The 25,587-nt window shown below is 65.9% G+C and carries 23 protein-coding genes; 14 read left to right on the forward strand and 9 right to left on the reverse strand.

Annotated features, from left to right (window positions below; translation table 11 throughout):
* Nucleotides 1-67: 67 nt before the first annotated feature.
* The gene (gene dnaG / locus OCK02_RS17435) at nucleotides 68-2,071 is read right to left on the reverse strand and encodes a DNA primase (RefSeq protein ID WP_263814136.1); all 2,004 of its coding nucleotides are present in this window, start codon (nucleotides 2,069-2,071) and stop codon (nucleotides 68-70) included.
* Between the two features lie 179 nt (nucleotides 2,072-2,250).
* On the opposite strand from dnaG, the gene OCK02_RS17440 reads away from it, so the two are divergent.
* Nucleotides 2,251-3,177: a hypothetical protein gene (locus OCK02_RS17440; protein WP_263814137.1), complete on the forward strand. Its 927-nt coding sequence runs from the start codon at nucleotides 2,251-2,253 to the stop codon at nucleotides 3,175-3,177.
* A 102-nt stretch (nucleotides 3,178-3,279) separates the two neighbouring features.
* On the opposite strand, the gene OCK02_RS17445 is transcribed toward OCK02_RS17440, so the two are convergent.
* Nucleotides 3,280-3,729: a GatB/YqeY domain-containing protein gene (locus tag OCK02_RS17445; protein WP_230808190.1), complete on the reverse strand. Its 450-nt coding sequence runs from the start codon at nucleotides 3,727-3,729 to the stop codon at nucleotides 3,280-3,282.
* A 335-nt stretch (nucleotides 3,730-4,064) separates the two neighbouring features.
* On the opposite strand from OCK02_RS17445, the gene carA reads away from it, so the two are divergent.
* Nucleotides 4,065-5,285 carry a glutamine-hydrolyzing carbamoyl-phosphate synthase small subunit gene (gene carA / locus OCK02_RS17450; RefSeq protein WP_412178860.1) on the forward strand — a complete coding sequence of 407 codons (1,221 nt, stop codon included), beginning with the start codon at nucleotides 4,065-4,067 and terminating at the stop codon, nucleotides 5,283-5,285.
* Between the two features lie 116 nt (nucleotides 5,286-5,401).
* On the opposite strand, the gene OCK02_RS17455 is transcribed toward carA, so the two are convergent.
* Nucleotides 5,402-6,811: an MATE family efflux transporter gene (locus tag OCK02_RS17455; protein WP_263814139.1), complete on the reverse strand. Its 1,410-nt coding sequence runs from the start codon at nucleotides 6,809-6,811 to the stop codon at nucleotides 5,402-5,404.
* A 208-nt stretch (nucleotides 6,812-7,019) separates the two neighbouring features.
* Nucleotides 7,020-8,270 carry a TCR/Tet family MFS transporter gene (locus tag OCK02_RS17460; protein WP_263814140.1) on the reverse strand — a complete coding sequence of 417 codons (1,251 nt, stop codon included), beginning with the start codon at nucleotides 8,268-8,270 and terminating at the stop codon, nucleotides 7,020-7,022.
* Between the two features lie 312 nt (nucleotides 8,271-8,582).
* Here OCK02_RS17460 and OCK02_RS17465 point away from each other — a divergent pair, with 312 nt between their 5' ends.
* Nucleotides 8,583-9,062, forward strand: a complete 480-nt coding sequence (locus OCK02_RS17465; RefSeq protein ID WP_263814141.1) for a DUF2938 domain-containing protein — start codon at nucleotides 8,583-8,585, stop codon at nucleotides 9,060-9,062.
* Nucleotides 9,063-9,140: 78 nt separating this feature from the next.
* On the opposite strand, the gene OCK02_RS17470 is transcribed toward OCK02_RS17465, so the two are convergent.
* From OCK02_RS17470 to OCK02_RS17480, 3 genes are all read right to left on the reverse strand, one after another.
* Nucleotides 9,141-10,070 (reverse strand): neutral zinc metallopeptidase, encoded by a 930-nt coding sequence (locus OCK02_RS17470; protein WP_230808185.1) that lies wholly within the window; start codon nucleotides 10,068-10,070, stop codon nucleotides 9,141-9,143.
* Between the two features lie 158 nt (nucleotides 10,071-10,228).
* On the reverse strand, nucleotides 10,229-10,867 hold the full coding sequence (locus OCK02_RS17475) for an NrsF family protein (RefSeq protein ID WP_263814142.1): 639 nt from the start codon (nucleotides 10,865-10,867) through the stop codon (nucleotides 10,229-10,231).
* A gap of 2 nt (nucleotides 10,868-10,869) precedes the next feature.
* Entirely contained in the window at nucleotides 10,870-11,403 is a 534-nt protein-coding gene (locus OCK02_RS17480) for a sigma-70 family RNA polymerase sigma factor (RefSeq protein ID WP_230808183.1), read from the reverse strand.
* Between the two features lie 187 nt (nucleotides 11,404-11,590).
* On the opposite strand from OCK02_RS17480, the gene OCK02_RS17485 reads away from it, so the two are divergent.
* From OCK02_RS17485 to OCK02_RS17515, 7 genes are all read left to right on the forward strand, one after another.
* Nucleotides 11,591-11,914 carry a DUF2282 domain-containing protein gene (locus OCK02_RS17485; protein WP_263814143.1) on the forward strand — a complete coding sequence of 108 codons (324 nt, stop codon included), beginning with the start codon at nucleotides 11,591-11,593 and terminating at the stop codon, nucleotides 11,912-11,914.
* A gap of 29 nt (nucleotides 11,915-11,943) precedes the next feature.
* Entirely contained in the window at nucleotides 11,944-12,864 is a 921-nt protein-coding gene (locus tag OCK02_RS17490) for a DUF692 domain-containing protein (RefSeq protein ID WP_263814145.1), read from the forward strand.
* Nucleotides 12,851-13,666, forward strand: a complete 816-nt coding sequence (locus tag OCK02_RS17495; protein WP_412178856.1) for a DUF2063 domain-containing protein — start codon at nucleotides 12,851-12,853, stop codon at nucleotides 13,664-13,666. The genes OCK02_RS17490 and OCK02_RS17495 overlap by 14 nt, the downstream gene beginning before the upstream one ends.
* Entirely contained in the window at nucleotides 13,656-14,171 is a 516-nt protein-coding gene (locus OCK02_RS17500) for a DoxX family membrane protein (RefSeq protein ID WP_263814146.1), read from the forward strand. Before OCK02_RS17495 ends, OCK02_RS17500 begins: the two co-directional genes overlap by 11 nt.
* A 249-nt stretch (nucleotides 14,172-14,420) precedes the next feature.
* On the forward strand, nucleotides 14,421-17,906 hold the full coding sequence (carB, locus tag OCK02_RS17505; RefSeq protein ID WP_263814147.1) for a carbamoyl-phosphate synthase large subunit: 3,486 nt from the start codon (nucleotides 14,421-14,423) through the stop codon (nucleotides 17,904-17,906).
* A 389-nt stretch (nucleotides 17,907-18,295) separates the two neighbouring features.
* Nucleotides 18,296-18,772, forward strand: coding sequence for a transcription elongation factor GreA (greA, locus tag OCK02_RS17510; protein WP_230808178.1), 477 nt, complete (start codon nucleotides 18,296-18,298; stop codon nucleotides 18,770-18,772).
* A gap of 10 nt (nucleotides 18,773-18,782) precedes the next feature.
* Entirely contained in the window at nucleotides 18,783-19,862 is a 1,080-nt protein-coding gene (locus tag OCK02_RS17515; protein WP_263814148.1) for a glycosyltransferase family 4 protein, read from the forward strand.
* Nucleotides 19,863-19,880: 18 nt separating this feature from the next.
* On the opposite strand, the gene OCK02_RS17520 is transcribed toward OCK02_RS17515, so the two are convergent.
* Entirely contained in the window at nucleotides 19,881-20,774 is an 894-nt protein-coding gene (locus OCK02_RS17520) for a glycosyl transferase (protein ID WP_263814149.1), read from the reverse strand.
* Nucleotides 20,775-20,777: 3 nt separating this feature from the next.
* Nucleotides 20,778-21,245, reverse strand: a complete 468-nt coding sequence (locus OCK02_RS17525) for an Lrp/AsnC family transcriptional regulator (RefSeq protein ID WP_230808175.1) — start codon at nucleotides 21,243-21,245, stop codon at nucleotides 20,778-20,780.
* Nucleotides 21,246-21,482: 237 nt separating this feature from the next.
* Here OCK02_RS17525 and trxB point away from each other — a divergent pair, with 237 nt between their 5' ends.
* The 4 genes from trxB (at nucleotide 21,483) to OCK02_RS17545 (ending at nucleotide 25,501) form a co-directional block, all read left to right on the forward strand.
* Nucleotides 21,483-22,457, forward strand: a complete 975-nt coding sequence (trxB, locus tag OCK02_RS17530) for a thioredoxin-disulfide reductase (protein ID WP_263814150.1) — start codon at nucleotides 21,483-21,485, stop codon at nucleotides 22,455-22,457.
* 115 nt (nucleotides 22,458-22,572) lie between these two features.
* Nucleotides 22,573-23,469 (forward strand): LysR family transcriptional regulator VtlR, encoded by an 897-nt coding sequence (locus tag OCK02_RS17535; RefSeq protein WP_176951775.1) that lies wholly within the window; start codon nucleotides 22,573-22,575, stop codon nucleotides 23,467-23,469.
* Nucleotides 23,470-24,024: 555 nt separating this feature from the next.
* Complete coding sequence (locus OCK02_RS17540) at nucleotides 24,025-24,318, forward strand: metalloregulator ArsR/SmtB family transcription factor (RefSeq protein WP_318530140.1); 294 nt, start codon at nucleotides 24,025-24,027, stop codon at nucleotides 24,316-24,318.
* A gap of 64 nt (nucleotides 24,319-24,382) precedes the next feature.
* A complete protein-coding gene (locus tag OCK02_RS17545; RefSeq protein WP_263814153.1) occupies nucleotides 24,383-25,501 on the forward strand; it encodes an alkene reductase in 1,119 nt (372 codons plus the stop codon).
* Nucleotides 25,502-25,587: the final 86 nt, after the last annotated feature.

Raw genomic sequence — 25,587 nt, forward strand, 5'->3', positions numbered from 1 at the left:
CACCGCCCCTTCATCCGGCGGCACTACGCGCCACCTTCTCCCCGACGGGGAGAAGGGCCCCGCGCCGCTATCCCTTGGCGGGTCCCTTGACGCGGCCGGACATCACGCCGAAGCCGTCGATGATCGCCTCCTGGTTCTCCATCCGCTTGGTTTCCATCTGCACTTCCTGCAGCGCCCGTAGGATCTGCGGAACGCGGTCGCCGTCGCCATCCTCGGTCGCCTCCGCCAGTTCGCGCTCGAGCTCGCGCCGCTGCCAGAGGAGCGCCCGCGTGCGCTTGTGCAGCGCCATCGCCTGCAGGTAGCCCTCCCGGGCGTCGCTGGGGGCCGCCTCCTCCGTCGCCGTCCACAGCCGCGAATTGCGGATCTGCTGGTCGAGCGCCTTCAGCGTCGGCTCGAAACCGGAAGCCTCCAGTTCCTCCACCAGCCGCTCGCGCGACAGCCGCTCGCCCATGCCGGCGGCGATGCCGAGCACGGCCGACCAGAAGCGCTGCAGGTCGCGATTGTCGAACTCGATCGCCGAAACCTCGTCGTATTCCTCGAACAGCAGTTGCGGCTGGTTGACGATCGTCAGCGCCAGCACGCTTTCGCGCAGGGCCGGCAGTTCCTGCGCGCCGCGCACCAGCGTCGAGCGGGCGAGCCGGTCGGAGATCGCCGACGGCGTCGACGACGGGCCGCCGCCGCCGTTGCGGCCGCCCTGCTGGCGTCCCTGCCCCTGCCGCCCGCCGAAGCCGCGCCGCTCGCCGCCCTGTCGGGAGGCGGGCTGGAAGAAGGCGTTCAGCCGGTCGCGCATGTCCTGCTGGTAGTGCCGGCGCACGTTCTCGTCGGCGATGACCGAGACGAGCTGGTGCAGCCGCGCCTCCAGCTCCGCCCGGCTTTCCGGCGTCTCGTAGGTGCCGCCGCCGGCTTCCCGGGTCCAGATCATCTCGGCGAGCGGCCTGGCGCCGGCCAGCACCTTGTCGAACGGCTCGCGCCCCTCGTGGCGAACGAGGTCGTCGGGGTCCTTGCCGTCGGGCAGGAGCGCGAAGCGGACGGTGCGGCCCGGCCGGATATGCGGCAACGCCAGCTCTGCGGCGCGGTTGGCCGCGCGGATGCCGGCCCCGTCGCCGTCGAAGCACAGGACCGGCTGCGGCGTCATCTTCCAGAGCAGGTCGAGCTGGTTCTCCGTCAATGCCGTGCCAAGCGGCGCGACGGCATTCTCGACGCCCGCCTGGTACAGGGCGATGACGTCCATGTAGCCCTCGACGGCGATGATCGTGCCGGCACCCCGGTCGTCCTGCGCCCCGCGGCCCGTCCCCTGCGCCGCCTTGCGGGCACGGGCGAAATTGTAGAGCACGCTTCCCTTGTGGAAGAGTTCGGTCTCGTTCGAGTTCAGGTACTTTGCCGGCGCATCCGGCGACATGGCGCGGCCGCCGAAGGCGATCACCTTTTCCCGAGACGACAGGATCGGAAACATGATGCGGTCGCGGAAGCGGTCGTAGGAGACGGGAATCTCCGGCCCATGCACCACCAGCCCGCAAGCCTCGATCTGCTCCTTCGGCACGCCCTTGCCGGCCAGATGCTCCTTCAGCGCATTGCGGCCTTCCGGGGCATAGCCGAGCCGGAAGGTTTCGATCGTCCGCCCCGTCAGCCCGCGGTCGCGCAGATAGGCGCGGGCACGCGCGCCGGCAGCCGATTGCAGCTGATCCTGGAAGAAGGCCGTCGCCATTTCCATGACGTCGAGAAGCGAAGTGCGCTCCTTCTCGCGGCGCTCGGCCTGCGCATCCGGCTGCGGCATCGGCACGCCGGCCATGTCGGCCATCTGCTGCACGGCCTCGGGAAAGCTCATCCCGTCGAGTTCGGTGAGGAAGCGGAAATGGTCCCCGGAAACGCCGCAGCCGAAGCAGTGATAGCGGCCCTTGCGGTCCTCGCAGTGGAAGCTCGGCGATTTCTCGCCATGGAACGGGCAGCAGGCCCAGTAGTCGCCGCGCGAAACGTTGGTCTTCTTCTTGTCCCAGCTCACGCGGCGGCCGACCACGGCCGAAATCGGCACGCGATCGCGAATCTCGTCGAGGAACGAAGGGGAAAAGCGCATCTTTGAACGTGATCTCCGTCGCCGCCGTCCGGGCGACCCGGCCCTTATAATGATTGCTGCCGACGAGCGCTACAAGTGTCCGGCTGTCAACAGGCAATGCGCGAGAGGACGCCTGTTGGTAAAAATTAGCTAAAGGTCGAAATTGACAGATGCTCAACTTGGTGGCGAAGAGAAGGGCGATGACAAGCCGGCCGATACCGGCCGATACCGGACTGAACGACATGCCGATCCCCGCAGCCACCCTCGAAGCCGATCCCCGCTTCTTCTACGCCTTCCGGCAGGGCGCCCGGCTGCTTCTGGACATCTACGACGCCGATCCGCCGCTGGGGAGGCTGTTCTCCTCGCAGCAACGGTGGCTGATGAGCCACGCTGCCTTCGCGCTGGCCTGTTCGCGCGACCCCGCAGATCCGGCAAGCGGCCTCTACACGGCGCGCTTCATCGCGCTCGTCGTCGAAAAGAACGTGGCGAGCAAGAACACCGCCGCCGATTTCATCCAGGAGATCGTGGCCAACGGTTTCGTGCGGGTCGTCAGCGGCCACGAGGACCGCCGGAGGAAGCCGCTGCAGGCGACGGACGTACCCGACCGGGCGATGTCGCAATGGCTCGAACTGCACCTGGCCGGTCTCGACGGGATTGACGGCGGCAACCGCGCCGATATCTACCGGGCCGACCCGACGCTGCAATACCGCCTGCAGCCGAAGATTGCCGAGCGCATCCTGGTGGCAGGTTCGGTCCGCAGCCAGGGACCGGCCTTCGATCTCTTCACCTGGGCCAATTTCGGCGGCCTCATCCTGGATCTCCTGATCGCCGGGGTGGATGCCGGCGTGGCCGACGCCGGGCCTGCCACCGACCGCCTCCCCGCCGGCACGCTGTCCCTGACCGAGACCGCGCGCCGCTTCACCATCTCGCGCACCCATGTCGTCCGCCTGTTCGGCAAGGCGGCGGAAATGGGCGATATCGGCTGGAGCGGCAGGCGCGGCGAGAGCGACGTGTGGATCTCCCGCAGGCTGCTGCGGCAGTACTGGCAGTACCAGGCGGCCAAGCACGCACTGGTGGACGAGGCCTTCGCCGAGGTCACAGGCTCCAGGGCGGCGCGGACGACCTGAGGCCGGCCGGGTCCTGCGGATCCGTGCCGCAGACAGCAGAACGCCGCGGACCTGCCGCGGCGTCTTCGTTTGCTTGTTCGCCGGCGGGTCCCTGCCGGCAGCCTATTTCAGCAGGTCCTTCACCACGCCCGAGGCCTTGGCGAAGTCCATCTGGCCGGGATAGCGCTCCTTCAGCGCGTTCATGCACTTGCCCATGTCGCGAAGGCCATGCGCCCCGGTATCCCGGACCACGTCGGCGCAGAGCACCTTGACCGCGTCCTCCGAGAGCTGCTCGGGCAGGAACCCGTTGATGACAGCGATTTCCTCGCGCTCGTGCTGGGCGAGCTCGGGGCGGCCGTTCTCGGCATAGATGCGAGCCGATTCCTCGCGCTGCTTGATCATCTTGGCCAGGATCTGGCGGATGCCGTCGTCATCGACGGGATCCTTGCCGGCGCCGCGATTGGCGATGTCCCGGTCCTTGATCGCAGCCTGGATCAGCCGCACGGTCGAAGTCCGGCGCGTGTCCTTGCTCTTCAGGGCGTCCTTGAGGCATTCTGCGAGTTGCTCGCGCATTGTCTATCTCCGCTGGACCGCCTGCCGCTGCCGGGCGCGACGGGTCCGCATTTTCTCGATGTTGTGCGTCAGTTCGTGCGCTCTCATAGACCAGCAAGGCCTCGGCAATCAAATTCATTGCTTAAGCCATTGATTCTGAACAGCGAAAATTCGAAGCAATCCACAGCCGGAAGGTTGACCCGGCGGCATGCTTTGTCTATTTTCCGGCACCTGCACGAAATTTGCATGTAGTGGCCTTGCCGCGGATTTTCCGCGTGCCCACGTCTGCGACATTAAATGGCGCCTGAACCCTCGCCTTTCAAGGCGGGCCGGTCCGCGCCGGAAAAGGGATGACCATGACCTCGACTGCCCCTTCGACCGCCCCCTGGACCGCCGACAAGCCCACGGCACTGCTCGTTCTCGCCGACGGCACCGTGATCGAGGGCAAGGGCATCGGCGCGACCGGCAAGGTCCAGGCGGAAGTCTGCTTCAACACCGCGCTCACCGGCTACGAGGAAATCCTGACCGATCCCTCCTATCTCGGCCAGATCGTCACCTTCACCTTCCCCCACATCGGCAACGTCGGCACCAACGACGAGGATATCGAGGACCTGACGCCGGCGGCCCGCCACGGCGCGGTCGGCGTCATCTTCAAGGCCGACATCACCGATCCCTCCAACTACCGCGCCGCAAAGCACCTCGACGCCTGGCTGAAGGCACGCGGCATCATCGGGCTCTGCGGCATCGACACCCGCGCCCTGACCGCCTGGATCCGCGAGCATGGCGCCCCGAACGCGGTGATCGCCCATGATCCCTCCGGCGTCTTCGACATCGAGACGTTGAAGACCGAAGCGAAGGCCTGGAGCGGGCTCGAGGGCCTCGACCTCGCCAAGGTCGCCTCGTCCGGCCAGTCCTCGCGCTGGAGCCAGGAGCCCTGGGTCTGGAACGAGGGCTTCGAGGACCTTTCGGAGGCGGATGCGAAGTACAACATCGTCGCCCTCGACTTCGGCGTGAAGCGCAACATCCTGCGGCTCTTCGCCGGTCTCGGCTGCAAGGTCACCGTCATGCCGGCGACCTCCAGCACCGAGGAAGTCCTGGCGCAGAAGCCGGACGGCATCTTCCTCTCCAACGGCCCGGGCGACCCGGCCGCGACCGGCGAATATGCCGTTCCGGTGATCCGCGACCTCATAAAGTCCGAGATCCCGATGTTCGGCATCTGCCTCGGCCACCAGATGCTGGGCCTCGCCGTCGGCGCGAAGACCGAGAAGATGCACCAGGGCCACCACGGCGCCAACCATCCGGTCAAGGACTACACCACCGGCAAGGTCGAGATCGTGTCGATGAACCACGGCTTCGCCGTCTCCTCCGACAGCCTGCCGGAAGGCGTCGAGGAAACCCACGTGTCGCTGTTCGACGGCTCCAACTGCGGCCTGCGCCTCACCGGCAAGCCGGTGTTCTCGGTGCAGCATCACCCCGAGGCCTCGCCCGGCCCGCAGGACAGCCACTACCTCTTCCGCCGCTTCATCAACCTGGTGCGGCAGAAGAAGGGCGAGGAAGCGCTCGCCGAGCGCGCCTGACCCTGCCCTGAGCGGGAGAGCGAAGTCCCGGCCTCACCAACGAGGAGGCCGGGCCGATCCCTGACGGATCGCACAGATCCGCGCACCATTCCCTGGCATTGCCGATCGAGTCCTGCCTACGCCGCCCGGCTCTGCGCCTCCGGCAGCGCCCGGCTCCGCCCTTCCACCGCCATCCGCACGTAGAAGCGCCAGCACAGCAGGATCGCCGCCGCGGTGAGCCCGCAGAGGAAGCCGAGCCAGACGCCGATGCCGCCCAGGCCGAGCGGGAAGGCGAACAGCCAGGCGCAGCCGAAGCCGATCGGCCAATAGGACAGGATCGCCAGCAGCATCGGCACCCGCGTGTCCTTCAGGCCGCGCAGGAGGCCGGCGGCGATCGCCTGCAGGCCGTCGACGAGCTGGAACACGCCGGCAATCACGATCAGCGGGCCGGCATAGGCAAGCACCTGCGCAGCTTCAGCGGACTGGCGATCGAGGAAGATGCCGGCAAGCTGCGTCGGGATCGCCGCAAACAGGGCGGTGCCGGCCATGGCAATACCGGTCGCCACGATCATGCAGGCGATCGCCGCCCGGACTATCCCCATGTGATCGCCGCGCCCGTGCGCGACCCCGACCCGCACGGTCGCCGCCTGCGCCAGCCCGTAGGGAAACATGAAGGCGATCGAGGCGAACTGCAGGGCGATGCCGTGCGCGGCAAGCTCGATCGTGCCGATGGAGCCCATCAGGAGCGAGGCGGCCGTGAACAGGCTGACTTCGGCGATGATGGTGAAGCTGATCGGCAGGCCGAGGTACACCACCTCGCGGAAGGCCGACCAGTCCGGCCGCCAGAAGCGGACGAAAAGCTCGTAGCGCCGCATCTCCGGACGGCTCTGCACATAGGCCACCATCAGCACGAACGACAGGAGGTTCACGCCGAAGGAGACGTAGGCGGCCCCCTTGATGCCGAGCGCCGGCAGGCCGAAATGCCCGAGCACGAGGCCATAGGCGAAGATCGCGTTGAGGATCAGGATCGTGATCGTGATCTTCAGGATGATGCCGGCCTTGCCCACCGCGCTTGCAAGCCCGCGAAGCGCCATGAACAAGAGCGCCGGCGGCATGCCCCAGTGGGCGATCGCGAGATAGTCGCCGGCAAAGGCCGCCACCTCCGGCTTCTGGCCGGCATGGAGCAGGATCTGCTCGGCATAGGAGAAGACCGGCGCCGTCAGCAGCGAATAGAGCAGCACCACCCACATGCCCATGCGCACGGAGCGGCGCACCGAGACGGTGTCGCCGCGCCCGAAGGCCTGGGCCACCATCGGGATCACCGCCGTCGCAAAGCCCGAACCGAAGATGAAGATGATGAAGAAGAACTGGCTCGCCAGCACGATCGCCGCCAGATGCGCCGCGCCGAGCCGGCCGAGGATGACGACGTCGGTCGTATGGATTCCGAGCTGGGCCAGCTGCGCACCGATCAGCGGAATGCCGAGGGTGAAGGTCGCCCGGAAATGGGACGCCCAGCTGTTGTCGTGCCGCGGTGCGATCATGTGCATGTTGCTGCCACCTTTCGGCTCGCTTCCGATCACATCGGCGCAAGGCGATCAACCCAATAGAATTGATCCATTCATCAAAAATGCGCCCGTTCGTGCCAAAATCGCGGGATTTCGGCGCCGGAAGCTCGAAAACGGGCGAGAAAACACAGATCCGACCGCCTTTTCCCGAAAAATCGGCGAAAACTGCCGAACCCCCTGAAACCCCGACCTAGCCCGCCACCTCGACGGCACCCGTCACCGGGCTTGCGCCGCCGCGGACCTTGAGGACGAAGAGGACGACACCCGCAAGCAGGATTGCGGCCGCGAGCGCATAGGGTGCCCCGGCGAAGGAGACGGTCGCGGACGGGCCGGTGAACAGGCCGAACATCTGCGTGAAGATCAGCGGCCCGACGATCGTCGTCACGCTCGCGAGGCTGGAGAGCGCCCCCTGCAGTTCGCCCTGCGCGGACGGGGGAACCTTTGCCGACGCGATCGATCTGAGCGCGGGGTCGGCGACGTTCTCGATCGCCGTCAGCAGGATCACGGCATAGATCATCCAGCCCTGCCAGGAGGCGGCGTAGCCGGCAAGCCCGAGCGAGGCGAAGGAGAGGCCGAGCACCGCCGTGCGCCATTCGCCGAGGACGGGAACGATGCGCGGCAGCGCAAACGCCATCACCAGCGCCGCGCAGATGCCGAACATGCCGAGCGACAGCCCGATCTGCCCCTCCGACCAGCCGTAGCGATAGGCGGAGACGAAGGCCCAGACGGCCGGATAGACCGAATGGGCGAGCCAGTAGCAGAAGAAGACCAGCAGGACCCAGAGGATGCCGGGATAGTGGCGCATCTGCTGCAGCGCGCCGAGCGGATTGGAGCGGGACAGCTCGAAAGGCCGGCGATGCCGTGCTTCCAGGCTCTCCGGCAGGAATGCCCAGGCGGCGGCGAAATTGAGGAAGGCCAGCAATGCGGCGCCGAAGAAGGGAACGCGCGGGCCGAATTCCCCGAGAAAGCCGCCGATCACCGGACCGAGCGCAAAGCCGGTGCCGAAGGCGATCCCCATCAGCCCGAAGTTCTTCGCCCGCGTCTCGTCGGTGCTGACATCGGCGATGTAAGCGGCGGCCGTGCCGAAGCTGGCGCCGCTGACCCCTGCCAGCACCCGGCCGACGAACAGCATCCAGAAGCTGGTCGCGAGCGCACAGATCAGGTTGTCGATCGCGAAGGTGAAGACCGAGACGAGCAGCACCGGCCGTCGCCCGAACCGGTCGGACAGGTTGCCGATGAGCGGAGCGAACAGGAACTGCATGGCCGAGTAGACGATCAGCAGCCATCCGCCGTCGATGGCCGCCGTGCCGATGTCGGCGCCCGTCAATTCCTCCAGGAAGCTCGGCAGAACCGGCATGATGATGGCAATGCCGATCACGTCGAGAAACATGATCATGAAGACGAGGGCCAGCCCCCGGCGGACGTGTTTTTCTTCGATCATCGGATGGCATCCCGGTGCGGAAATCGCGATTTTCTCGATCCGAAGCGTCATAATCCGGAACGACGCGCGAAACAATACGTGAACATCGCAAAATTCCTGATGCCAGGATCGCAAATTTTGATCCTTCCGGCCGTTCGTCCGCCCCCGCGCCGTTCTTCCCCGCCCCGCCGCGCCAGGCTGGCCAGCCGTTTCCGGCGCATCTTGGGTTGCCCTATCGCATCCGCTACGATCGCGGGCGACGACGATTCGCAGGTTTCGAGACCCGCGGAGACGCGGCCGATCGCCGGCTGCGGGGATCAAGGGAGCTAGGGAATGAGCGAGCTAATCTGGCGTGGCGCACTGATCGGCGTCGGCGCAACCGTCATGATGGACCTCTGGGCCGTACTGCTGCACGTCGCCTTCGGACAGCCGAAGCCGAACTGGGCACCCGGCGGACGGTGGTTCCGGCATCTGGCCGACGGCAAGGTGTTTCATGAGGCGATCGCGGATGCGGAGCCCTATCGCCACGAGAATGCCCTGGGCTGGACCGGCCACTATGTCGTCGGCATCCTTTACGGCATCGTTTTCGCGCTGATCGTCGGGATGGACTGGTTCGCCGCGCCGAGCTTCCTGCCCGCCTGGATCTTCGGCATCGTCACCATCGCCGCCGGCTGGTTCCTGATGCAGCCCGGCATGGGCCTCGGCTGGGCCGCGTCGAAGACCGCAGAACCGAACAAGGTCCGCCTGATGGGCCTTCTCGCCCACACCGCCTTCGCGCTGGGCCTCTACGGCACGGCCTTCCTCGTTCGCTAGACACAAGCCCGGGCGCCGGACGGCGCCCGTTCTCCGGCGCACCCGAGCGGGCGATGCCGGCCGGGCGTTTAGGCGTCCTCACACGTCGTTCGAGAACGTGTCGCAATCCTGAACCCGGCCGCTGTCGAAGCCGCGCTTGAACCAGCGCATGCGCTGCTCGGAGGTGCCGTGGTTGAAGCTCTCGGGCACGACATAGCCCTGCATGCGCTTCTGGATCGTGTCGTCGCCGATCTGCACGGCCGCGTTCAGCGCCTCCTCCAGGTCGCCGGCGCTCAACAGACCCTTCTGCTCGGTGTACTTGCCCCAGATGCCGGCATAGCAGTCGGCCTGCAGTTCGACGCGGATCGACATCTGGTTGGCCTCCGCCTCGCTCATCGACTGGCGGGCACGGTTGAATTTCGGCAGCACGCCGGTGAGGTTCTGCACGTGATGGCCGACCTCGTGGGCGACGACATAGGCCTGGGCGAAATCGCCGGCGGCATCGAACTTGTCGGCGAGTTCGTCGAAGAAGCTCATGTCGAGATAGACCTTGCTGTCGCCCGGGCAATAGAACGGTCCGGACGCGGCGGAGGCAAAGCCGCAGGCCGACTGGATCGAATTGGAGAAGAGCACGAGCTTCGGCTCCTCGTACTGCACGCCGCTCGCCTGGAAGATGCCGTTCCAGACGTCTTCAGTCTCGGCGAGCACGGTGGCCATGAACTGCTTGGTCTCCTCCTGCCGCGGCGAGTTCGCGCGGCTGGCGCTCTCGGTCTGCTCGAATCCCGGCAGGTTCACCTGCCCGCCGCCGCCCTGGCCGAGCACCTGCAGGAGATCGATGCCCATCATCTTCAGCACGAAATAGATCACGACCAGGAAGATAATGGTGCCGACGCTCAGGCCGCCGCCGGCCCGGCGCGGCCCGCCGCCCATCGGAATGCGGAAGCCGCCGCCGCGGCCGAAACCGCCGGGCCCGCCAGCCCCGCGCTGGTCCTCGACATTGCTGGATTGCCGCCGGCCTTTCCATTCCATGATCGTTCCCTCTGTTGCACGGTCGGAACGGCCGAATGGCGGTTTCGTTCCTGCAATTTAGTTATAGGGCGGAGAACCCGCGTTGCAATCGGATTGAACGGCGTCATTGGCGATGTCCGGCCCACGGTCTTAGCGCCCGATCGTCGTCTCCACGGCCCTCACCACCGCAGGAAGAACCGTCCGAGCAGCGCTCCAAGGCTCACCAGAATGGCAATGGCAAGCGGGTACCAGACAGCAACGAACAGTGGCGAATCGTCAGGGCAATGGGCGGCATAGAAGGCGGCGGCAATGCCCCCCGCCAGAAGCCCCGACACCGCGCCGGCGGTGGTCGCGTTGGCCGGCGCACCATGCCGCATGGCCAGCAGCAAGACGACGAGGGGAATGACCCCGATGAGGGGAACGAAGGTCAGGCATACCATGCTGTTGGTCCCGATCAGCCGGGCAGCCCAGTTCGTCGACGGCACTGCGACCAGTTCCAGCAGGACGGCAAGGACAAGAAGCAGCGGCGCCACCAGCAGGCCGGAGAGTGCTGCCCGCCAGTTGCCGCCCGGTCGCGAGACCGCGACGGCAAGCCGGTAGGCCGCGACCGCCAGTGCAACAGTGACGATGAACTTGAAGACGAAGCGCACGGTGGAAAGCGCAGCCCCGGCATCAGGGCGGGGGCCGAGCAGCGCGAAGAACACGACCGCCGCCACGAGCACGGCGACCACCAGCGCCGCGATCCATGCCCGCCCCAGCGGTAGCCCCTGGCGCCGCGTATCGGTGGCAAGTGCCTTGATCAGGTCGTTCGTTTCCATCCTCATGTCCTTCCGAACCGCCTGGCGATCGCCGCCAGCCCACGGTGCAGCGCGACCCGCACCGCCGTCTCCTTCATTCCCAGGTCCCGTGCCGTCTCCTGGATCGAGCTGCCCTCGATCGAGACCGCCGTCACCACCGAGCGCTGCCCGGGCGTCAACACTTGCAGGGCGCGGTCGATCTCCCAGCTCTGCAGCACCTCCGGCTCTTCCGCCTCGACCTCTTCCAGGGCCGGACTGTCGGCGAGCGGCTGACGACCGTGGCGGCGGAAGGCGTCGATCAGCTTGTGGTTGGCTATGGCGAATATCCAGGGCCTGACCGGCTCGTCACTACGCCAAGTATGCCGTTTCAGGTGGATCGCAAGCAGCGTTTCCTGAACGACGTCTTCCACGTCCAGGCTGCCGTACGTCACCTTCCGCCTCAGCCACGTCCGCACCAGCTTCGCCACCGCCTCGAGGAACGCGAAGTAGGCACGCTCGTCGCCCTCGATCGCCGCAACGAGCATTCGCTCGAGACTGCGCTCATCGGCTTTGTCCAAGCTGCTTCTCCTGTCTGTTCGCGCGGGAGGTTCGGTCCGTTACAGGTTGTGGACGGTATTTGCCATTGCAAGCGGCGGTGATCACGAAGTCGTGTTCGCCGGCAGTGTAACGCATGGCCGCCTCCGACGAAAAAGCCGATGTGCGTCATGTGGCGCATCGAAAGCAAAACGTTCTGGAGACTACGACATGACAACACGTTCAGCAGTAAGCACCGCGGTTCTGGCAGGCGCCGTCGCATCGGCCCTTTCGTCGCTGGCCCTCGCGAGCCCCCTGTCGGAAGCCGACGTCAAGTCGGCCATGGATGCCGGCAAGGAGAAGTGCTTCGGCGTCTCGCTGAAGGGGCAGAACGACTGCGCGGCAGGTCCCGGTACGACCTGCCAGGGCACCTCGACCGTCGACTACCAGGGCAATGCCTGGAAGTTCGTCGACGGCGGAACCTGCGCGACCATGCAATTGCCCGATGGCCGCAAGGGTTCGATGGAGCCCCTCGACCGCGACATCCCGGCCTGATCGAACGCGTGTAGAAAGCGGAGGGAACGATGACGGAACCGAACAGCATTGCGACCGGGTATCGCGCCCTTCGCTTTCCCCGCCACCGGATCGACGGCATGGCAGGAACGAGCTTCAAGCACGAGCATCTCACGGCGATCCTTGAGGAGGATCGCCGGCACGGCTTCTTCGAGGTCCATGCAGAAAACTATATGGGCGACGGGGGCATGCCACATCGCGCCCTGACGCGCATCCGTCAGGACTATCCCGTCTCCATCCACGGGGTCTGCATGTCGATCGGCGGCCCGCAACCCCTCGACAGGCGACACCTCGCACGTTTTAAGACGCTGATCGAACGCTACGAACCGACGCTCGTCTCCGAGCACCTGGCCTGGTCGACGCACGAAACCACCTATTTCAACGACCTGCTGCCCCTGCCCTACACTGCCGACACATTGCAGCACGTGGCCGACCATATCGACGAGGTGCAGGAAACGATCGGCCGGCAGATCCTGCTGGAGAACCCGTCCAGCTACCTGAGCTTCACGGAATCGACGATGACCGAGACCGCGTTCATCCGCGAACTGGCGCGGCGCACCGGCTGCGGCCTGCTGCTCGACGTCAACAATGTCTTCGTCTCCGCCACCAATCTCAGGACCTCGGCCCTCGCCTATCTCGCGGACTACCCGCTCGACGTCGTCCAGGAAATCCACCTCGCCGGTCATACCGCGCAGAGTGACGAGAACGGCGAACCTCTCCTGATCGACAGCCACGACGGACCGGTCTGCGATGCGGTCTGGGATCTGTACGAGACAGTCCTGTCCGGAACTGGTCCGATCGCCACGCTTGTCGAGTGGGACAGCGCGATACCGAACTGGCCGACGCTGACGCGCGAGGCCGCAGCCGCACAGGCCATCCTGGACCGCTGCATCCTTCCAGACCACAGGAGGACGCGCCGTGCGGCCATCTGACGTGAAAATTGCCGCACGATGTGAGGCTGCACTTTATACCGCCCGTTTCGCGGGACGCCTGCTCGACCCGGAAAGGCCGGCCCCGCCGGATGTGGCTGGCCCGGCCGGCAAGGCGGCGGAGCAACGGTTCGGCATCTATCGCAACAATGTCACCGTCAGCCTGATCGAGGCGCTGGCGGCCGTCTTTCCGGCGACCCGCCGGATCACCGGGCCGGACTTCTTCCGGGCCATGGCCCGTTTCCACGTTCGCGCCGCGCCGCCGACCTCGCCGTTGCTGTTCGAATACGGCCACGACTTTCCGGCATTCATCGAGCGGTACCCGCACGCCCGATCCATGCCGTGGCTTGCCGATGTCGCCCGGATAGAGCGGGCCTGGCTGGATTCCTATCACGCGGCCGATGAGGCCATTCTTGTCATGGAAGCCTTGGCTGCCGTATCGCCGGAAGGCTTGGGAGCGATCCGGCTCGTCGTGCATCCGGCAACCCGCCTGCTCGCCTCGGACCATCCGGCATTCAGCATCTTTTCCGCCAACCGCCGGGATGCCCCTGTCGGGCGCATTTCGGCGACGGAGCCGGAATGGACGCTCCTGACCCGTCCGCACCTCGATGTCGAGGTTCGAAAGATTTCGCCGGACGTGGCGATGATGATTGCAGGCCTGATGGAGGGCGTTCCGCTCGGGCGGGCCGCGGGCGACACACTGGCCGCATATGCCGATTTCGACCTTTCAGCCGCGATCGCGTTCATCATTGAGGCCGGCGCCTTCTGTGGAATATCAACGAACGGAGTGCACGATGAAACATGAAACGACGGCAAGGCAGTCGCCATACACGGGCCTGACCGGCATCCTCGGGCGGGCCTATGCGAACATCACCCATCTTGCCCCGCCGTCCCTGGCGCAATTCGCCCTCCGGTTCGCGCTGGCGGTGCCGTTCTGGCGCTCGGGGGTCAACAAGTGGGACGGTTTCCTGCAACTGAACGAAGTGGCGGTTCTGCTCTTTTCATCGGAGTTCCGGCTGCACCTGCCGGGGGGACCGTACCCCTACCCGTTTCCCGCGACCGTCGCCTTCGCATCCGGCATGGCGGAAATCGTCCTTCCGGTTCTGCTGGTGCTGGGCCTGGCCTCCCGCGCCGCAGCCCTCGCGCTCCTGGTTATGACGATCGTCATCCAGTTGACCGTGCCGGACGGATGGCCGCTCCACGTGACATGGGCTGCGATGGCGCTCGCGATCATGGCGTGGGGGCCTGGACGCTGGTCGATCGACCAGCTTGCCGGCATGGACCGTCTCACCTGCCGGCAAGCGCGCTGAAGCCGGCCAATTTCACGGCCGGAAAGCAACCGGGATCGGCTCCCGGAAGCGTGGCCGGTGCGGCGGCCCGATGCCGGCGCACCATTGCCCCCAGGTTTTCTGTTTGATCGGCCATTTTCGGGGTTCCGCTTGGCCCGGCATTTGCCTATAAGCCGCTTCTAGCCTTTTAAGACGATGCCTTGAGCGCCCCGGCCGGTGACCCTCTCACCCTGGCCGGTTTTTCGCGCAGGCAAGAAAACGGATAGAGCCATGCCCAAGCGCCAAGATATCAAATCGATCCTCATCATCGGCGCGGGGCCGATCGTCATCGGGCAGGCCTGCGAATTCGACTATTCCGGCACCCAGGCCTGTAAGGCGCTGAAGGAGGAAGGCTACCGGGTGATCTTGGTCAACTCCAACCCAGCGACGATCATGACCGATCCGGGCCTGGCGGACGCCACCTATATCGAGCCGATCACCCCGGAGGTCGTGGCCAAGATCATCGCCAAGGAACGGCCGGACGCGCTGCTGCCGACCATGGGCGGCCAGACGGCGCTGAACACGGCCCTTTCCCTCAAGCGCATGGGCGTGCTGGAGCGCTACAACGTCGAGATGATCGGCGCCAAGCCGGAGGCGATCGACAAGGCCGAGGACCGGGCGCTGTTCCGCGAGGCGATGGCCAAGATCGGGCTGGAGACGCCGCGCTCGCTGCTCGCCAACGCCACCGAGATCAAGGACGCCGACCGCAAGAAGCACGAGGCCGAGCGCACCAAGCTGAAGGGCGAACTCTCGGGCGATGCGCTCGACAAGGCACTGGATGCGCTGGAAAACCAGTGGAACCTCGGCGAGACCGACCGTAAGCAGCGCTACATGAGCCATGCCATGGCGATTGCCGCGACGGCACTGGACGAGATCGGCCTGCCCGCCATCATCCGCCCGTCCTTCACGCTCGGCGGCACCGGCGGCGGCATCGCCTACAACCGCTCGGAATTCTTCGATATCGTGTCGGGCGGCCTCGACGCCTCGCCGACGACGGAAGTCCTCATCGAGGAATCAGTGCTCGGCTGGAAGGAATACGAGATGGAAGTCGTCCGCGACACCGCGGACAACTGCATCATCATCTGCTCGATCGAGAACATCGACCCGATGGGCGTGCACACCGGCGACAGCATCACCGTGGCGCCGGCGCTGACGCTGACGGACAAGGAATACCAGATCATGCGCAACGCCTCGATCGCGGTGCTGCGCGAGATCGGGGTGGAGACCGGCGGCTCGAACGTCCAGTTCGCCGTCAATCCTGCAAACGGCCGCCTCGTCGTCATCGAGATGAACCCGCGCGTCTCGCGTTCGTCGGCGCTGGCGTCGAAGGCCACCGGCTTCCCGATCGCCAAGATCGCCGCCAAGCTCGCCGTCGGCTACACGCTGGACGAACTGGAGAACGACATCACTGGCGGCGCGACGCCGGCGTCCTTCGAGCCGTCGATCGACTACGTGGTGACGAAGATCCCCCGCTTCGCCTTCGAGAAGTTCCCCGGCGCCGAGCCGACGCTGACGACGGCGATGAAGTCGGTCGGCGAGGTCATGGCGATCGGCCGCACCTTCGCCGAATCGCTGCAGAAAGCACTGCGCGGCCTGGAAACGGGGCTGACCGGCCTCGACGAGATCGAGATCCCCGGCTTCGACGAGGGTGACGGCAAGAACGCCATCCGCTCGGCCATCTCCACGCCGACGCCCGACCGGCTGCGCATGGTCGCCCAGGCGCTGCGCCTCGGCTTCACCGACGAGGAAGTGCACGAGGGATCGAAGATCGATCCCTGGTTCATCGCCCAGTTCCGCGCGATCGTCGAGATGGAGGCCCGCATCCGCGAGCACGGCCTGCCCGAGGACGCGCAGAACCTGCGCATGCTGAAGGCGATGGGCTTCTCCGACGCCCGCCTCGCCACGCTCTCCGGCAAGCGGCCGAAGGAAGTGGCAGAACTGCGCAATGCGCTCGACGTCCGTCCGGTGTTCAAGCGGATCGACACCTGCGCTGCCGAATTCGCCTCGCCGACCGCCTATATGTATTCGACCTACGAGCAGCCCTTTGCCGGTGCCACCCGCTCGGAAGCCGGCATTTCCGACAAGAAGAAGGTCGTCATCCTCGGCGGCGGCCCGAACCGCATCGGCCAGGGCATCGAGTTCGACTATTGCTGCTGCCATGCCGCCTTCGCGCTGAAGGATGCGGGCTATGAAGCGATCATGGTCAACTGCAACCCGGAGACCGTGTCGACCGACTACGACACCTCCGACCGCCTCTATTTCGAGCCGCTGACCGCAGAGGACGTGATCGAGATCCTGAAGGCCGAACAGACCAACGGCACGCTCGTCGGCGTCATCGTCCAGTTCGGTGGCCAGACCCCGCTGAAGCTCGCCGAAGCGCTGGAGAAGAACGGCATCCCGATCCTCGGCACCGCCCCGGACATGATCGACCTCGCCGAAGACCGCGACCGCTTCCAGAAGCTCCTGCAGAAGCTGGACCTCGCCCAGCCGAACAACGGCATCGCCTATTCGGTCGAGCAGGCGCGGCTCGTCGCCGCCGAGATCGGCTTCCCGCTGGTCGTGCGCCCGTCCTACGTGCTCGGCGGCCGCGCCATGCAGATCATCCATTCGGAATCGATGCTGCAGACCTACCTGCTCGACACCGTCCCCGGCCTCGTCCCCGAGGACATCAAGCAGCGCTACCCGAACGACAAGACCGGCCAGATCAACACCCTGCTCGGCAAGAACCCGCTGCTGTTCGACTCGTATCTGACCAACGCGGTGGAAGTGGACGTCGACGCGCTCTGCGACGGCGAGAGCGTCTTCGTCTCCGGCATCATGGAACACATCGAGGAAGCCGGCATCCATTCGGGCGACAGTGCCTGCTCGCTGCCGGTCCGTACGCTTTCGCCCGAAATCGTCGACGAGCTGGAGCGCCAGACCAAGGCGCTGGCCAAGGCGCTGAACGTCGGCGGCCTGATGAACGTGCAGTACGCCATCAAGGACGGCACGATCTACGTGCTGGAGGTCAACCCGCGCGCCTCGCGCACCGTGCCCTTCGTCGCCAAGACCATCGGCGCGCCGATCGCCAAGATCGCCGCCCGCGTCATGGCCGGCGAGAAGCTGGACGCGGCGATTTCGGCCTATGGCGAGAAGCCCGATCCGCGCAACCTCAACCACATCGCCGTGAAGGAAGCCGTGTTCCCGTTTGCCCGCTTCCCCGGCGTCGACACGCTGCTCGGCCCGGAAATGCGCTCGACCGGCGAGGTCATGGGGCTGGACCGGAACTTCGCGCTCGCCTTCGCCAAGTCGCAGCTCGGCGCCAGCGTCGACCTGCCGCGCGACGGCACGGTGTTCGTCTCGATCCGCGACGAGGACAAGGACCGGGTCCTGCCGGCGATCCGCACCCTCGTCGGCGTCGGCTTCAAGGTCATGGCCACCTCGGGCACCGCCCGCTTCCTCGGCGAGCACGGCATCGAGGCCGTCAAGATCAACAAGGTCCAGGAAGGGCGCCCGCATATCGAGGACGCGATCCGCAACCGCCAGGTCCAGCTCGTCATCAACACGACGGATGGCAGCAAGGCGATCTCGGACAGCAAGTCGCTGCGCCGCGCCGCTTTGATGCAGAAGGTGCCCTACTACACGACGATGGCCGGCGCCGCTGCGGCGGCCGAAGCCATCAAGGCGCTGAAGGAAGGCCAGCTCGAGGTCCATCCGCTGCAGAGCTACTTCGCTTAACTCAGCCGCTCCGTCGGAAAGCCCTTCCGGCAGGCCGGTGCCGCAGGTCTTCTCCCCTTGCGGGGAGAGGACCGGCAGGGCGGAGCGGGACTTCCCTATGTGGTTGCCTGACCGTCGTCCCGGCCTCGTCACGCGCACTCTGGCCGAAAAAATCCCGGCTTGACTGTCGCCTCCCTGGAAACGGAACTGTCCGGTTGCAGAAGTGAGTGCCGATTGTCCTTGGCAGGACTTAAGGACGCAGCAATTAAACTGGCTTTTGCTGGCAGCTTTCTGCTATAAGCGCCGTTCAAACAGTTCCGCGGGTTCCGGGGTTAACGCCCCGGAAACCGTTTTATTTTGCGTGCGTGCCTGCGGAAGGCGGGACGCCGCGACGGGAAGGACAAAGGAAAATGGTCGACAAGGTACCGATGACTCAGGGCGGATTCGTCAAGCTGCAGGAAGAACTGCGCTGGCGCCAGCAGGAGGAGCGCCCGCGAATCATCGACGCAATTTCCGAGGCGCGCGCGCATGGCGACCTTTCGGAAAATGCCGAATACCATGCCGCCAAGGAAGCGCAGAGCCACAACGAGGGCCGGATCACCGAGCTTGAGGACCTGACGGCCCGCGCCGAGGTGATCGACCTCTCCAAGATGTCCGGCGACACCGTCAAGTTCGGCGCCCGCGTCAAGCTCGTCGACGAGGACACCGAGGAAGAGAAGACCTACCAGATCGTCGGCGACCAGGAAGCCGACGTGAAGGAAGGCCGGATCTCCATCTCGTCCCCGATCGCGCGCGCGCTGATCGGCAAGGAAGTCGGTGAATCGATCGAGGTCAACGCCCCCGGCGGCTCCAAGGCCTACGAGATCCTCTCCATCACCTGGGGCTGATGCGCCAGGCATGACCGGCTCCCGCAAAAAGGACGCCGCACGCGTCGACATCGCCGATGTCGACGTCGTCGCGCCGAACTTCAAGCGTCGCCTCTCCGGCGTCACCTCGACCATCGTCCAGCTGGTGCCGATGCAGAGGGCCCTCGGCCAGCGGGTGGCGACGCTCGGGCCGGGGCTGCCGGACGACCTGCCGCATCTGCGCTTCCGTGATCTCCTCTTTTTCTGGCGCCCGCCGGCCGGCCGCAGCCACCGCGTCTGGCATGCCCGCCGCAACACCGAAATGCTGCCCGGCATCGTCATGAGGACGCTGCTGCGCATGCCGCTGAAGCTGCTCTTCACCTCCGCCGCCCAGCGCCGCCACAGCCGCTATACGAAATTCCTGATCCGCCGCATGGATGCCGTCATCGCCACCAGCGGCCGTTCCGGCTCCTTCCTCGAGGTCCCGCACACCGTCATCCGGCATGGCGTCGACCTCGAGCGGTTCCACCCGCCGGCAGGCCCGGACGACACGATCGCGGCGGCAGGCCTGCCGGGACGATACCTCGTCGGCTGCTTCGGCCGCGTGCGCCACCAGAAGGGCACCGACCTCTTCGTGCGCGCAATGATCGCGCTCCTGCCACGCCATTCCGAATGGACCGCCGTCATCTCCGGCAGGATCACGCCCGAACACAAGGCCTTCGCCGACGCCCTGAAGGCGGAGATTGCCGCAGCCGGCCTGTCCGGACGCATCGTCTTCCTCGGCGAGGTCGACGACATCAAGCCCTGGTACCGGTGCCTTTCGCTCTACGTCGCCCCCTCCCGCAACGAGGGCTTCGGCCTCACGCCGCTGGAGGCCATGGCCTCGCAGACGGCCGTGGTGACCTCCGACGCCGGCGCCTATGCGGAGATGACGATCGAAGGCGAGACCGGCTCCGTCGTCCCCGCCGGCGACGGCGCGGCGCTGACGAACGCGATCGGCCGCTTCATGGCCGATCCGGAAAGGACGATCGAGGCGGGACGCAGGGCGCTCGACCACGTTCGCGCGAATTTCGCCCTCGAAAGGGAAGCGACAGCCATCGGCGAGGTTTATCGCCGCCTGCTGGCCCGGTAGCTCTTCGCGGCTTCGGCGTCAGCGCACCAGCCGGTCGTCGAAGGCGATCCCGATATCCGCAAGGGCGGAGACGGGCGAAAAGTTGACGAAGGAGATGCCCTGCTCGCCGGCGACGTCCCTTGCCAGCGCGACGTGTCCGAGAATGCGCGCCTCCGCTCCGGCAATGCCGGAGAAGGCGGCCCGCCCCCTCTCCTCGTAGAAGCGCGGCTCGGTCGCGTTGCGGATGTCGATGCCGGCAAAGCCGACTTTTTCCGGCCGCAGCGCGACGGCGAACTGCAGCGCCGAGACCACCACCGATCCGCCCTGGAACACGCCCCGCCCGGGCTGGAGCGAGAAGCCGCAATCTCCCGACGGATCCAGCCGCACGAAATCGAGCGCCCTGATCTGCGCGAGCGTGCGGCGCGGCAGCCCATAGGGCTTGCGGATATCGTTGACGAGGATCACGCCCTTGTCCGACAGCCAGCCGCGATCGTGCTCGCAGATCGCCCGCAAGGCCGCGACGGAGAACAGGCAGGCCTGGCCCGCAGCGATCTTGTCCCGCATCAGGTCGAAATGGCGGTAGACGAAACGCTCGTCCTCTACGGCGACGGCAAGCGGGGCCGCGACCGGGCCGCCGGCGAGATGAATCGCGCCGTTGAGAAGGATCGCGCTGGCCGGCGCTAGCCGGGAGAGGTCGGCGCCGGCCACCGACGGCCCCGAGCCGACGATATGGACCCACTCGCGCTGACCGTCGATGAGGATGCCGATGTCCCGCAGCGTGGCCACCGGCTGGCGGCGATAGTGCAGCATCCGCCGCTCGTCGATCGAAAGCCCCGGGAACCAGTCCTGCACATGGGCGAGGTTGCGGCCGAGCAGCAGGCGCGTGCCGAGCTTGACGAGCGAGCGGGTGAACGGGCGGTCGGATCCGGCCAAGGCTCAGATCTCCACCAGCCCGAGCTTCTTGACCTGGCGGATCGTCAGCATGGTGCGCACCGTGTCCACGTGCTCGTTCGCCGTCAGCACTTCGATGACGAAATCCTGGAACCGCGTGAGGTTTTCGGCGACGCAGTGCAGCAGGAAATCGCTGTCGCCCGACACCATCCAGGCCTGCCGCACCAGAGGCCATTCGGCGGTGACCGCCGCAAAGGCCTTGAGGTTGGCCTCGGACTGGTGCTTGAGCCCGACCATGCAGAAGGCGACGAGGTCGAAGCCGAGCGCCGGCGCGTTCAGCATCGCATGGTAGCCCTCGATGATGCCGGCCTCCTCCAGCTTGCGCACGCGCCTGAGGCAGGGCGGCGCCGATATGCCGGCCTTGGCGGCCAGTTCCACATTGGTCATGCGGCCGTCGGCCTGGAGTTCCTTGAGGATCTTGATGTCGATGGCATCGAGTTCGGCGCGAAACACGGATGAGCTTCCCCTGTCTGTTTTGCACGCGCATTACCAGAAACCGTTCGCCGGCGTAAGATAATTGCAGGTGCAGGCACAAAAATGTCACGCCCCGTCGCCAAGTCTGTTGGCAAATACGGCCTTGCCCTTGAATAATGGGGGGCCGCACTCATAAATGAACGACGATTTCCCTACCAAGCCCGCAAGCGCGCCTCAGCCGCGACGCGGGCGCGAGAATTGCCAAGGAGCGCAGCCATGTCTGCCCGTCACGTCAAGGTCCTGATCATCGGCTCCGGCCCGGCCGGCTACACCGCCGCCATCTACACCGCCCGCGCCATGCTCGAGCCCGTGCTGATCGCGGGCATGGAGCAGGGCGGCCAGCTGATGATCACCACCGACGTCGAGAACTATCCGGGCTATGCCGATCCGGTGCAGGGCCCGTGGATGATGGAGCAGATGCTCAAGCAGGCCCAGCATGTCGGCGCCGAGATCGTCAACGACCTCGTCACCGAGGTCGATCTCGACGTGCGCCCGTTCCGCGTTTCGACCGACAACGGCAACGTCTGGACCGCCGACGCGCTGATCATCGCCACCGGCGCCAAGGCGAAGTGGCTGGGCATCGAGACGGAGCACAAGTTCCAGGGCTTCGGCGTGTCCGCCTGCGCCACCTGCGACGGCTTCTTCTACCGCAACAAGGACGTGATCGTCGTCGGCGGCGGCAACTCCGCCGTCGAGGAGGCGCTCTACCTCTCCAACCTGGCAAAGACGGTGACGGTGATCCACCGCCGCGATTCGTTCCGCGCCGAGAAGATCCTGCAGGAGCGCCTGTTCGCCAAGGAAAACGTCAAGGTGATCTGGGATCACGAGGTGATCGAGTATCTCGGCACCGAGGCCAAGCCGCCGATGCCGGCATCGGTCAACGGCGTGCGGCTGAAAAACACCAGGACGGGCGCTGTCAGCGACATGGCGATCGACGGCGTATTCGTCGCCATCGGCCACGCGCCGGCCGTCGAGCTCTTCGAGGGCAAGCTGAAGCAGAAGCCGAACGGCTACCTGTGGACGGCGCCCGATTCGACCGCCACCGACGTACCGGGCGTTTTTGCCGCAGGCGACGTCACCGACGACATCTATCGCCAGGCGGTCACGGCCGCCGGCATGGGCTGCATGGCCGCGCTCGAGACGGAAAAGTATCTCGCGGGTCATATGCCTGTCGCAATTGCGGCCGAGTAGAAGCCGCCTATAACGCGAGGCGGGAACCTCCCGCACACGCGGGAGTGGGAACAGTTCATCAGCAACGGCGGGAAACGGACAGCGTTCCCCGCCTTGAAGACATATGGGGGAAAGAATGGCGCTCGACTGGGACAAGCTGCGGATATTCCACGCCGCGGCGGAGGCCGGTTCGTTCACGCACGCAGCCGACAAGCTGCACCTGTCGCAGTCCGCTATCAGCCGCCAGGTCAGCGCGCTCGAACAGGACGTCGGCATCAAGCTGTTCCACCGCCATGCCCGCGGCCTGATCCTCACCGAGCAGGGCGAGATCCTCTATCGCACCGCCCACGACGTCTTGATGAAGCTCGAGAGCGTCCGCGTCCAGTTGACGGAGACGACCGAGAAGCCGAGCGGCAAGCTTAGAATCACCACCACCGTCGGCCTCGGCCAGGGCTGGCTGACCGACAAGGTGCAGGAATTTTTGGCGCTCTATCCCGACATGCAGGTTCAGCTGATCCTCGACAACGAGGAACTGGACGTCAACATGCGCCACGCCGACTGCGCCATCCGCCTGCGCGAGCCGCAGCAGTCCGACCTGATCCAGCGCAAGCTGTTCACCGTGCACATGCACGTCTATGCGGCCCCCTCCTACATCAACCGCTACGGCGAGCCGCAATCGATCGACGATCTCGACCACCACAAGATCATCACCTTCGGCGAGCCGGCGCCCAACTACCTGCTCGACGTCAACTGGCTGCAGATCGCCGGCCGCGATTCCGACAATCCGCGCCCGTCGGTGCTGCAGATCAACAGCCTGACCTCGATCAAGCGCGCCTGCCTGCTCGGCATCGGCATCGCCATGCTGCCGGACTATATCGTCGGCCGCGACCCGGGCCTGCTGCAGCTCGTCACCAATGCGGACGTGCCCTCCTTCGACACCTATTTCTGCTATCCGCACGAGATGAAGAACGCTGCCAAGCTCAAGGTATTCCGCGACTTCATCGTCTCCAAGGCGCGCAACTGGAACTTCTGAGGCAGCGGCGCGCTGTCGCGGGATATCCGTCTCGAAACAAAGGCCTGCGCCCATCGCATGGCTGACATGCACACAAAAAGATTGCCGCCTGCCCAAAAAACCATCATACAGCATCCAGCTGATGCACATCCGGTGGTTTTCCTCCCAGTGCCACCCGCAGCAGCTGTTCCCCTCTGGAGGTTTTTACCTTCAAAACTATAAAGGGCCCAAGTTCATCTTGCGGCCCTCTTTTTTTGCCCGCGCGCCGACTGCTCTTGCGCATTCGCAATTATATTCCCTGTTTGCCCGATGGCGCGACAAGCCTTTCCCTTGAAAGCACAGCCAGACTGCCCCATATCCAAATCAGCCGATGCGACTGGCGGTCTATTTCCTCCCAGTACCGCCGCATTGGCTGTTCCCCTCTGGAGGTTCAGACCTTCACACCTACAGGGCCCAGGCTTCGCTTGTGGCCCCTTTTTTTTTGCGCTCGCGAACTTTTCCTTCCCACTGCCCTTGAATATCGGAAATTGACGATCCACGTATCGCCTAATCGCAATACAGCGAAATGAGATGAAGATGGACACGGTCGAAATCCTCAAGGCACTGGCGCACCCGGTGCGCCTGCAGATCCTGAACTGGCTGCGGGAGCCCGAAAAGCACTTCACCACCCAGGAGCATCCGCTCGAGATGGGTGTCTGCGCGGGCCAGTTCGAGCGCTGCAGCCTGTCGCAATCGACGGTCTCGGCCCATCTCGCCACCCTCCAGCGCGCCGGCCTCGTCACGACCAGGCGCGTCGGCCAGTGGGTCTTCTACAAACGCGACGAGGAAACGATCGCAGCCTTCCTGAAGCACCTCGACGGTTCTCTCTGACCAACCCAATGCCGCGGAACCCTCGAAGGACCGCGGCCGATCCTCCCAACGAAAAGGAACCACCATGACCAGCCTGTTCGATCCCCTGGAAGCCGGCGACCTCAAGCTTGCCAACCGCATCGTCATGGCGCCGCTGACGCGCAACCGCTCCCCGGGCGCCGTCCCCAACACGCTGAACGCCACCTATTACGAGCAGCGCGCCACCGCCGGCCTGCTGATCACAGAGGGCACCGCCATCACCCAGCAGGGCCAGGGCTACGCCGACGTGCCCGGCCTCTACAAGCCGGAGGCGCTGGAGGGCTGGAAGCACGTCACCGAGGCCGTACACCGCGCCGGCGGCAAGATTGTCACCCAGATCTGGCATGTCGGCCGCGTCTCGCACACGAGCCTGCAGCCGAACGGCGGCCAGCCGGTCGCCCCCTCCGCCATCACCGCCAAGTCCAAGACCTACATCATCAACGAGGACGGCACCGGCGCCTTCGCCCCCACCTCCGAGCCGCGCGCACTCGAGGTCTCCGAGATCGCCGGCATCGTCGAGGACTACCGCAAGGCCGCCCGCGCGGCGATCGACGCCGGCTTCGACGGCGTCGAGATCCACGCAGCCAACGGCTACCTGCTCGACCAGTTCCTGCGCTCGGGCGCCAACCAGCGCACCGACGCCTATGGCGGCTCGATCGAGAACCGCGCGCGCTTCCTGTTCGAGGTCGTCGCCGCCGTCACAGCCGAGATCGGCGCCGGCCGCACCGCGATCCGCATCTCGCCGGTCACGCCCGCAAACGACATCTCCGATCCGGACCCGCAGCCGCTGTTTGAGCATGTCGTGGCCGGCCTGCCGGACGACATCGCCTATATCCACGTCATCGAGGGCGCCACCGGCGGTGACCGGAACTTCCTGCAGGGCGAGGTGCCCTTCGACTATGCCGCGCTGAAGGCCGCCTACCGCAACAAGGGCGGCAAGGCCGCCTGGATGGTCAACAACGGCTATGATCGCGAACTGGCGACCCAGGCTGTCGAAAGCGGCTACGCCGACCTCGTCGCCTTCGGCAAGCTCTTCATCGCCAATCCCGACCTGGTGGGGCGCCTGCGCGACGACACCCCGCTCAACGCCCCCGACCAGGCCACCTTCTACGGCGGCGGCGCCAGGGGCTATACCGACTACCCGGCCAAGGAAAAGGCCGCCTGATATCCGCCACTGCAGCGACGATGGGGCGGGCGCGACATTGCCCCGCCCCTCATCCGGCCTACCCCTCACCCTGACCCTCTCCCCGC

The sequence above is a fragment of the Rhizobium sp. TRM96647 genome (assembly GCF_025780115.1).
Taxonomy (GTDB): domain Bacteria; phylum Pseudomonadota; class Alphaproteobacteria; order Rhizobiales; family Rhizobiaceae; genus Mycoplana.

Bases quoted from the DNA above. Each gene is read 5' to 3' on its own strand.
- dnaG (WP_263814136.1), bottom strand. From the start codon at position 2,071: ATGCGCTTTTCCCCTTCGTTCCTCGACGAGATTCGCGATCGCGTGCCG.
- OCK02_RS17440 (WP_263814137.1), top strand. From the start codon at position 2,251: ATGACAAGCCGGCCGATACCGGCCGATACCGGACTGAACGACATGCCG.
- OCK02_RS17445 (WP_230808190.1), bottom strand. From the start codon at position 3,729: ATGCGCGAGCAACTCGCAGAATGCCTCAAGGACGCCCTGAAGAGCAAG.
- carA (WP_412178860.1), top strand. From the start codon at position 4,065: ATGACCTCGACTGCCCCTTCGACCGCCCCCTGGACCGCCGACAAGCCC.
- OCK02_RS17455 (WP_263814139.1), bottom strand. From the start codon at position 6,811: ATGCACATGATCGCACCGCGGCACGACAACAGCTGGGCGTCCCATTTC.
- OCK02_RS17460 (WP_263814140.1), bottom strand. From the start codon at position 8,270: ATGATCGAAGAAAAACACGTCCGCCGGGGGCTGGCCCTCGTCTTCATG.
- OCK02_RS17465 (WP_263814141.1), top strand. From the start codon at position 8,583: ATGAGCGAGCTAATCTGGCGTGGCGCACTGATCGGCGTCGGCGCAACC.
- OCK02_RS17470 (WP_230808185.1), bottom strand. From the start codon at position 10,070: ATGGAATGGAAAGGCCGGCGGCAATCCAGCAATGTCGAGGACCAGCGC.
- OCK02_RS17475 (WP_263814142.1), bottom strand. From the start codon at position 10,867: ATGGAAACGAACGACCTGATCAAGGCACTTGCCACCGATACGCGGCGC.
- OCK02_RS17485 (WP_263814143.1), top strand. From the start codon at position 11,591: ATGACAACACGTTCAGCAGTAAGCACCGCGGTTCTGGCAGGCGCCGTC.
- OCK02_RS17490 (WP_263814145.1), top strand. From the start codon at position 11,944: ATGACGGAACCGAACAGCATTGCGACCGGGTATCGCGCCCTTCGCTTT.
- OCK02_RS17500 (WP_263814146.1), top strand. From the start codon at position 13,656: ATGAAACATGAAACGACGGCAAGGCAGTCGCCATACACGGGCCTGACC.
- carB (WP_263814147.1), top strand. From the start codon at position 14,421: ATGCCCAAGCGCCAAGATATCAAATCGATCCTCATCATCGGCGCGGGG.
- greA (WP_230808178.1), top strand. From the start codon at position 18,296: ATGGTCGACAAGGTACCGATGACTCAGGGCGGATTCGTCAAGCTGCAG.
- OCK02_RS17515 (WP_263814148.1), top strand. From the start codon at position 18,783: ATGACCGGCTCCCGCAAAAAGGACGCCGCACGCGTCGACATCGCCGAT.
- trxB (WP_263814150.1), top strand. From the start codon at position 21,483: ATGTCTGCCCGTCACGTCAAGGTCCTGATCATCGGCTCCGGCCCGGCC.
- OCK02_RS17535 (WP_176951775.1), top strand. From the start codon at position 22,573: ATGGCGCTCGACTGGGACAAGCTGCGGATATTCCACGCCGCGGCGGAG.
- OCK02_RS17540 (WP_318530140.1), top strand. From the start codon at position 24,025: ATGGACACGGTCGAAATCCTCAAGGCACTGGCGCACCCGGTGCGCCTG.
- OCK02_RS17545 (WP_263814153.1), top strand. From the start codon at position 24,383: ATGACCAGCCTGTTCGATCCCCTGGAAGCCGGCGACCTCAAGCTTGCC.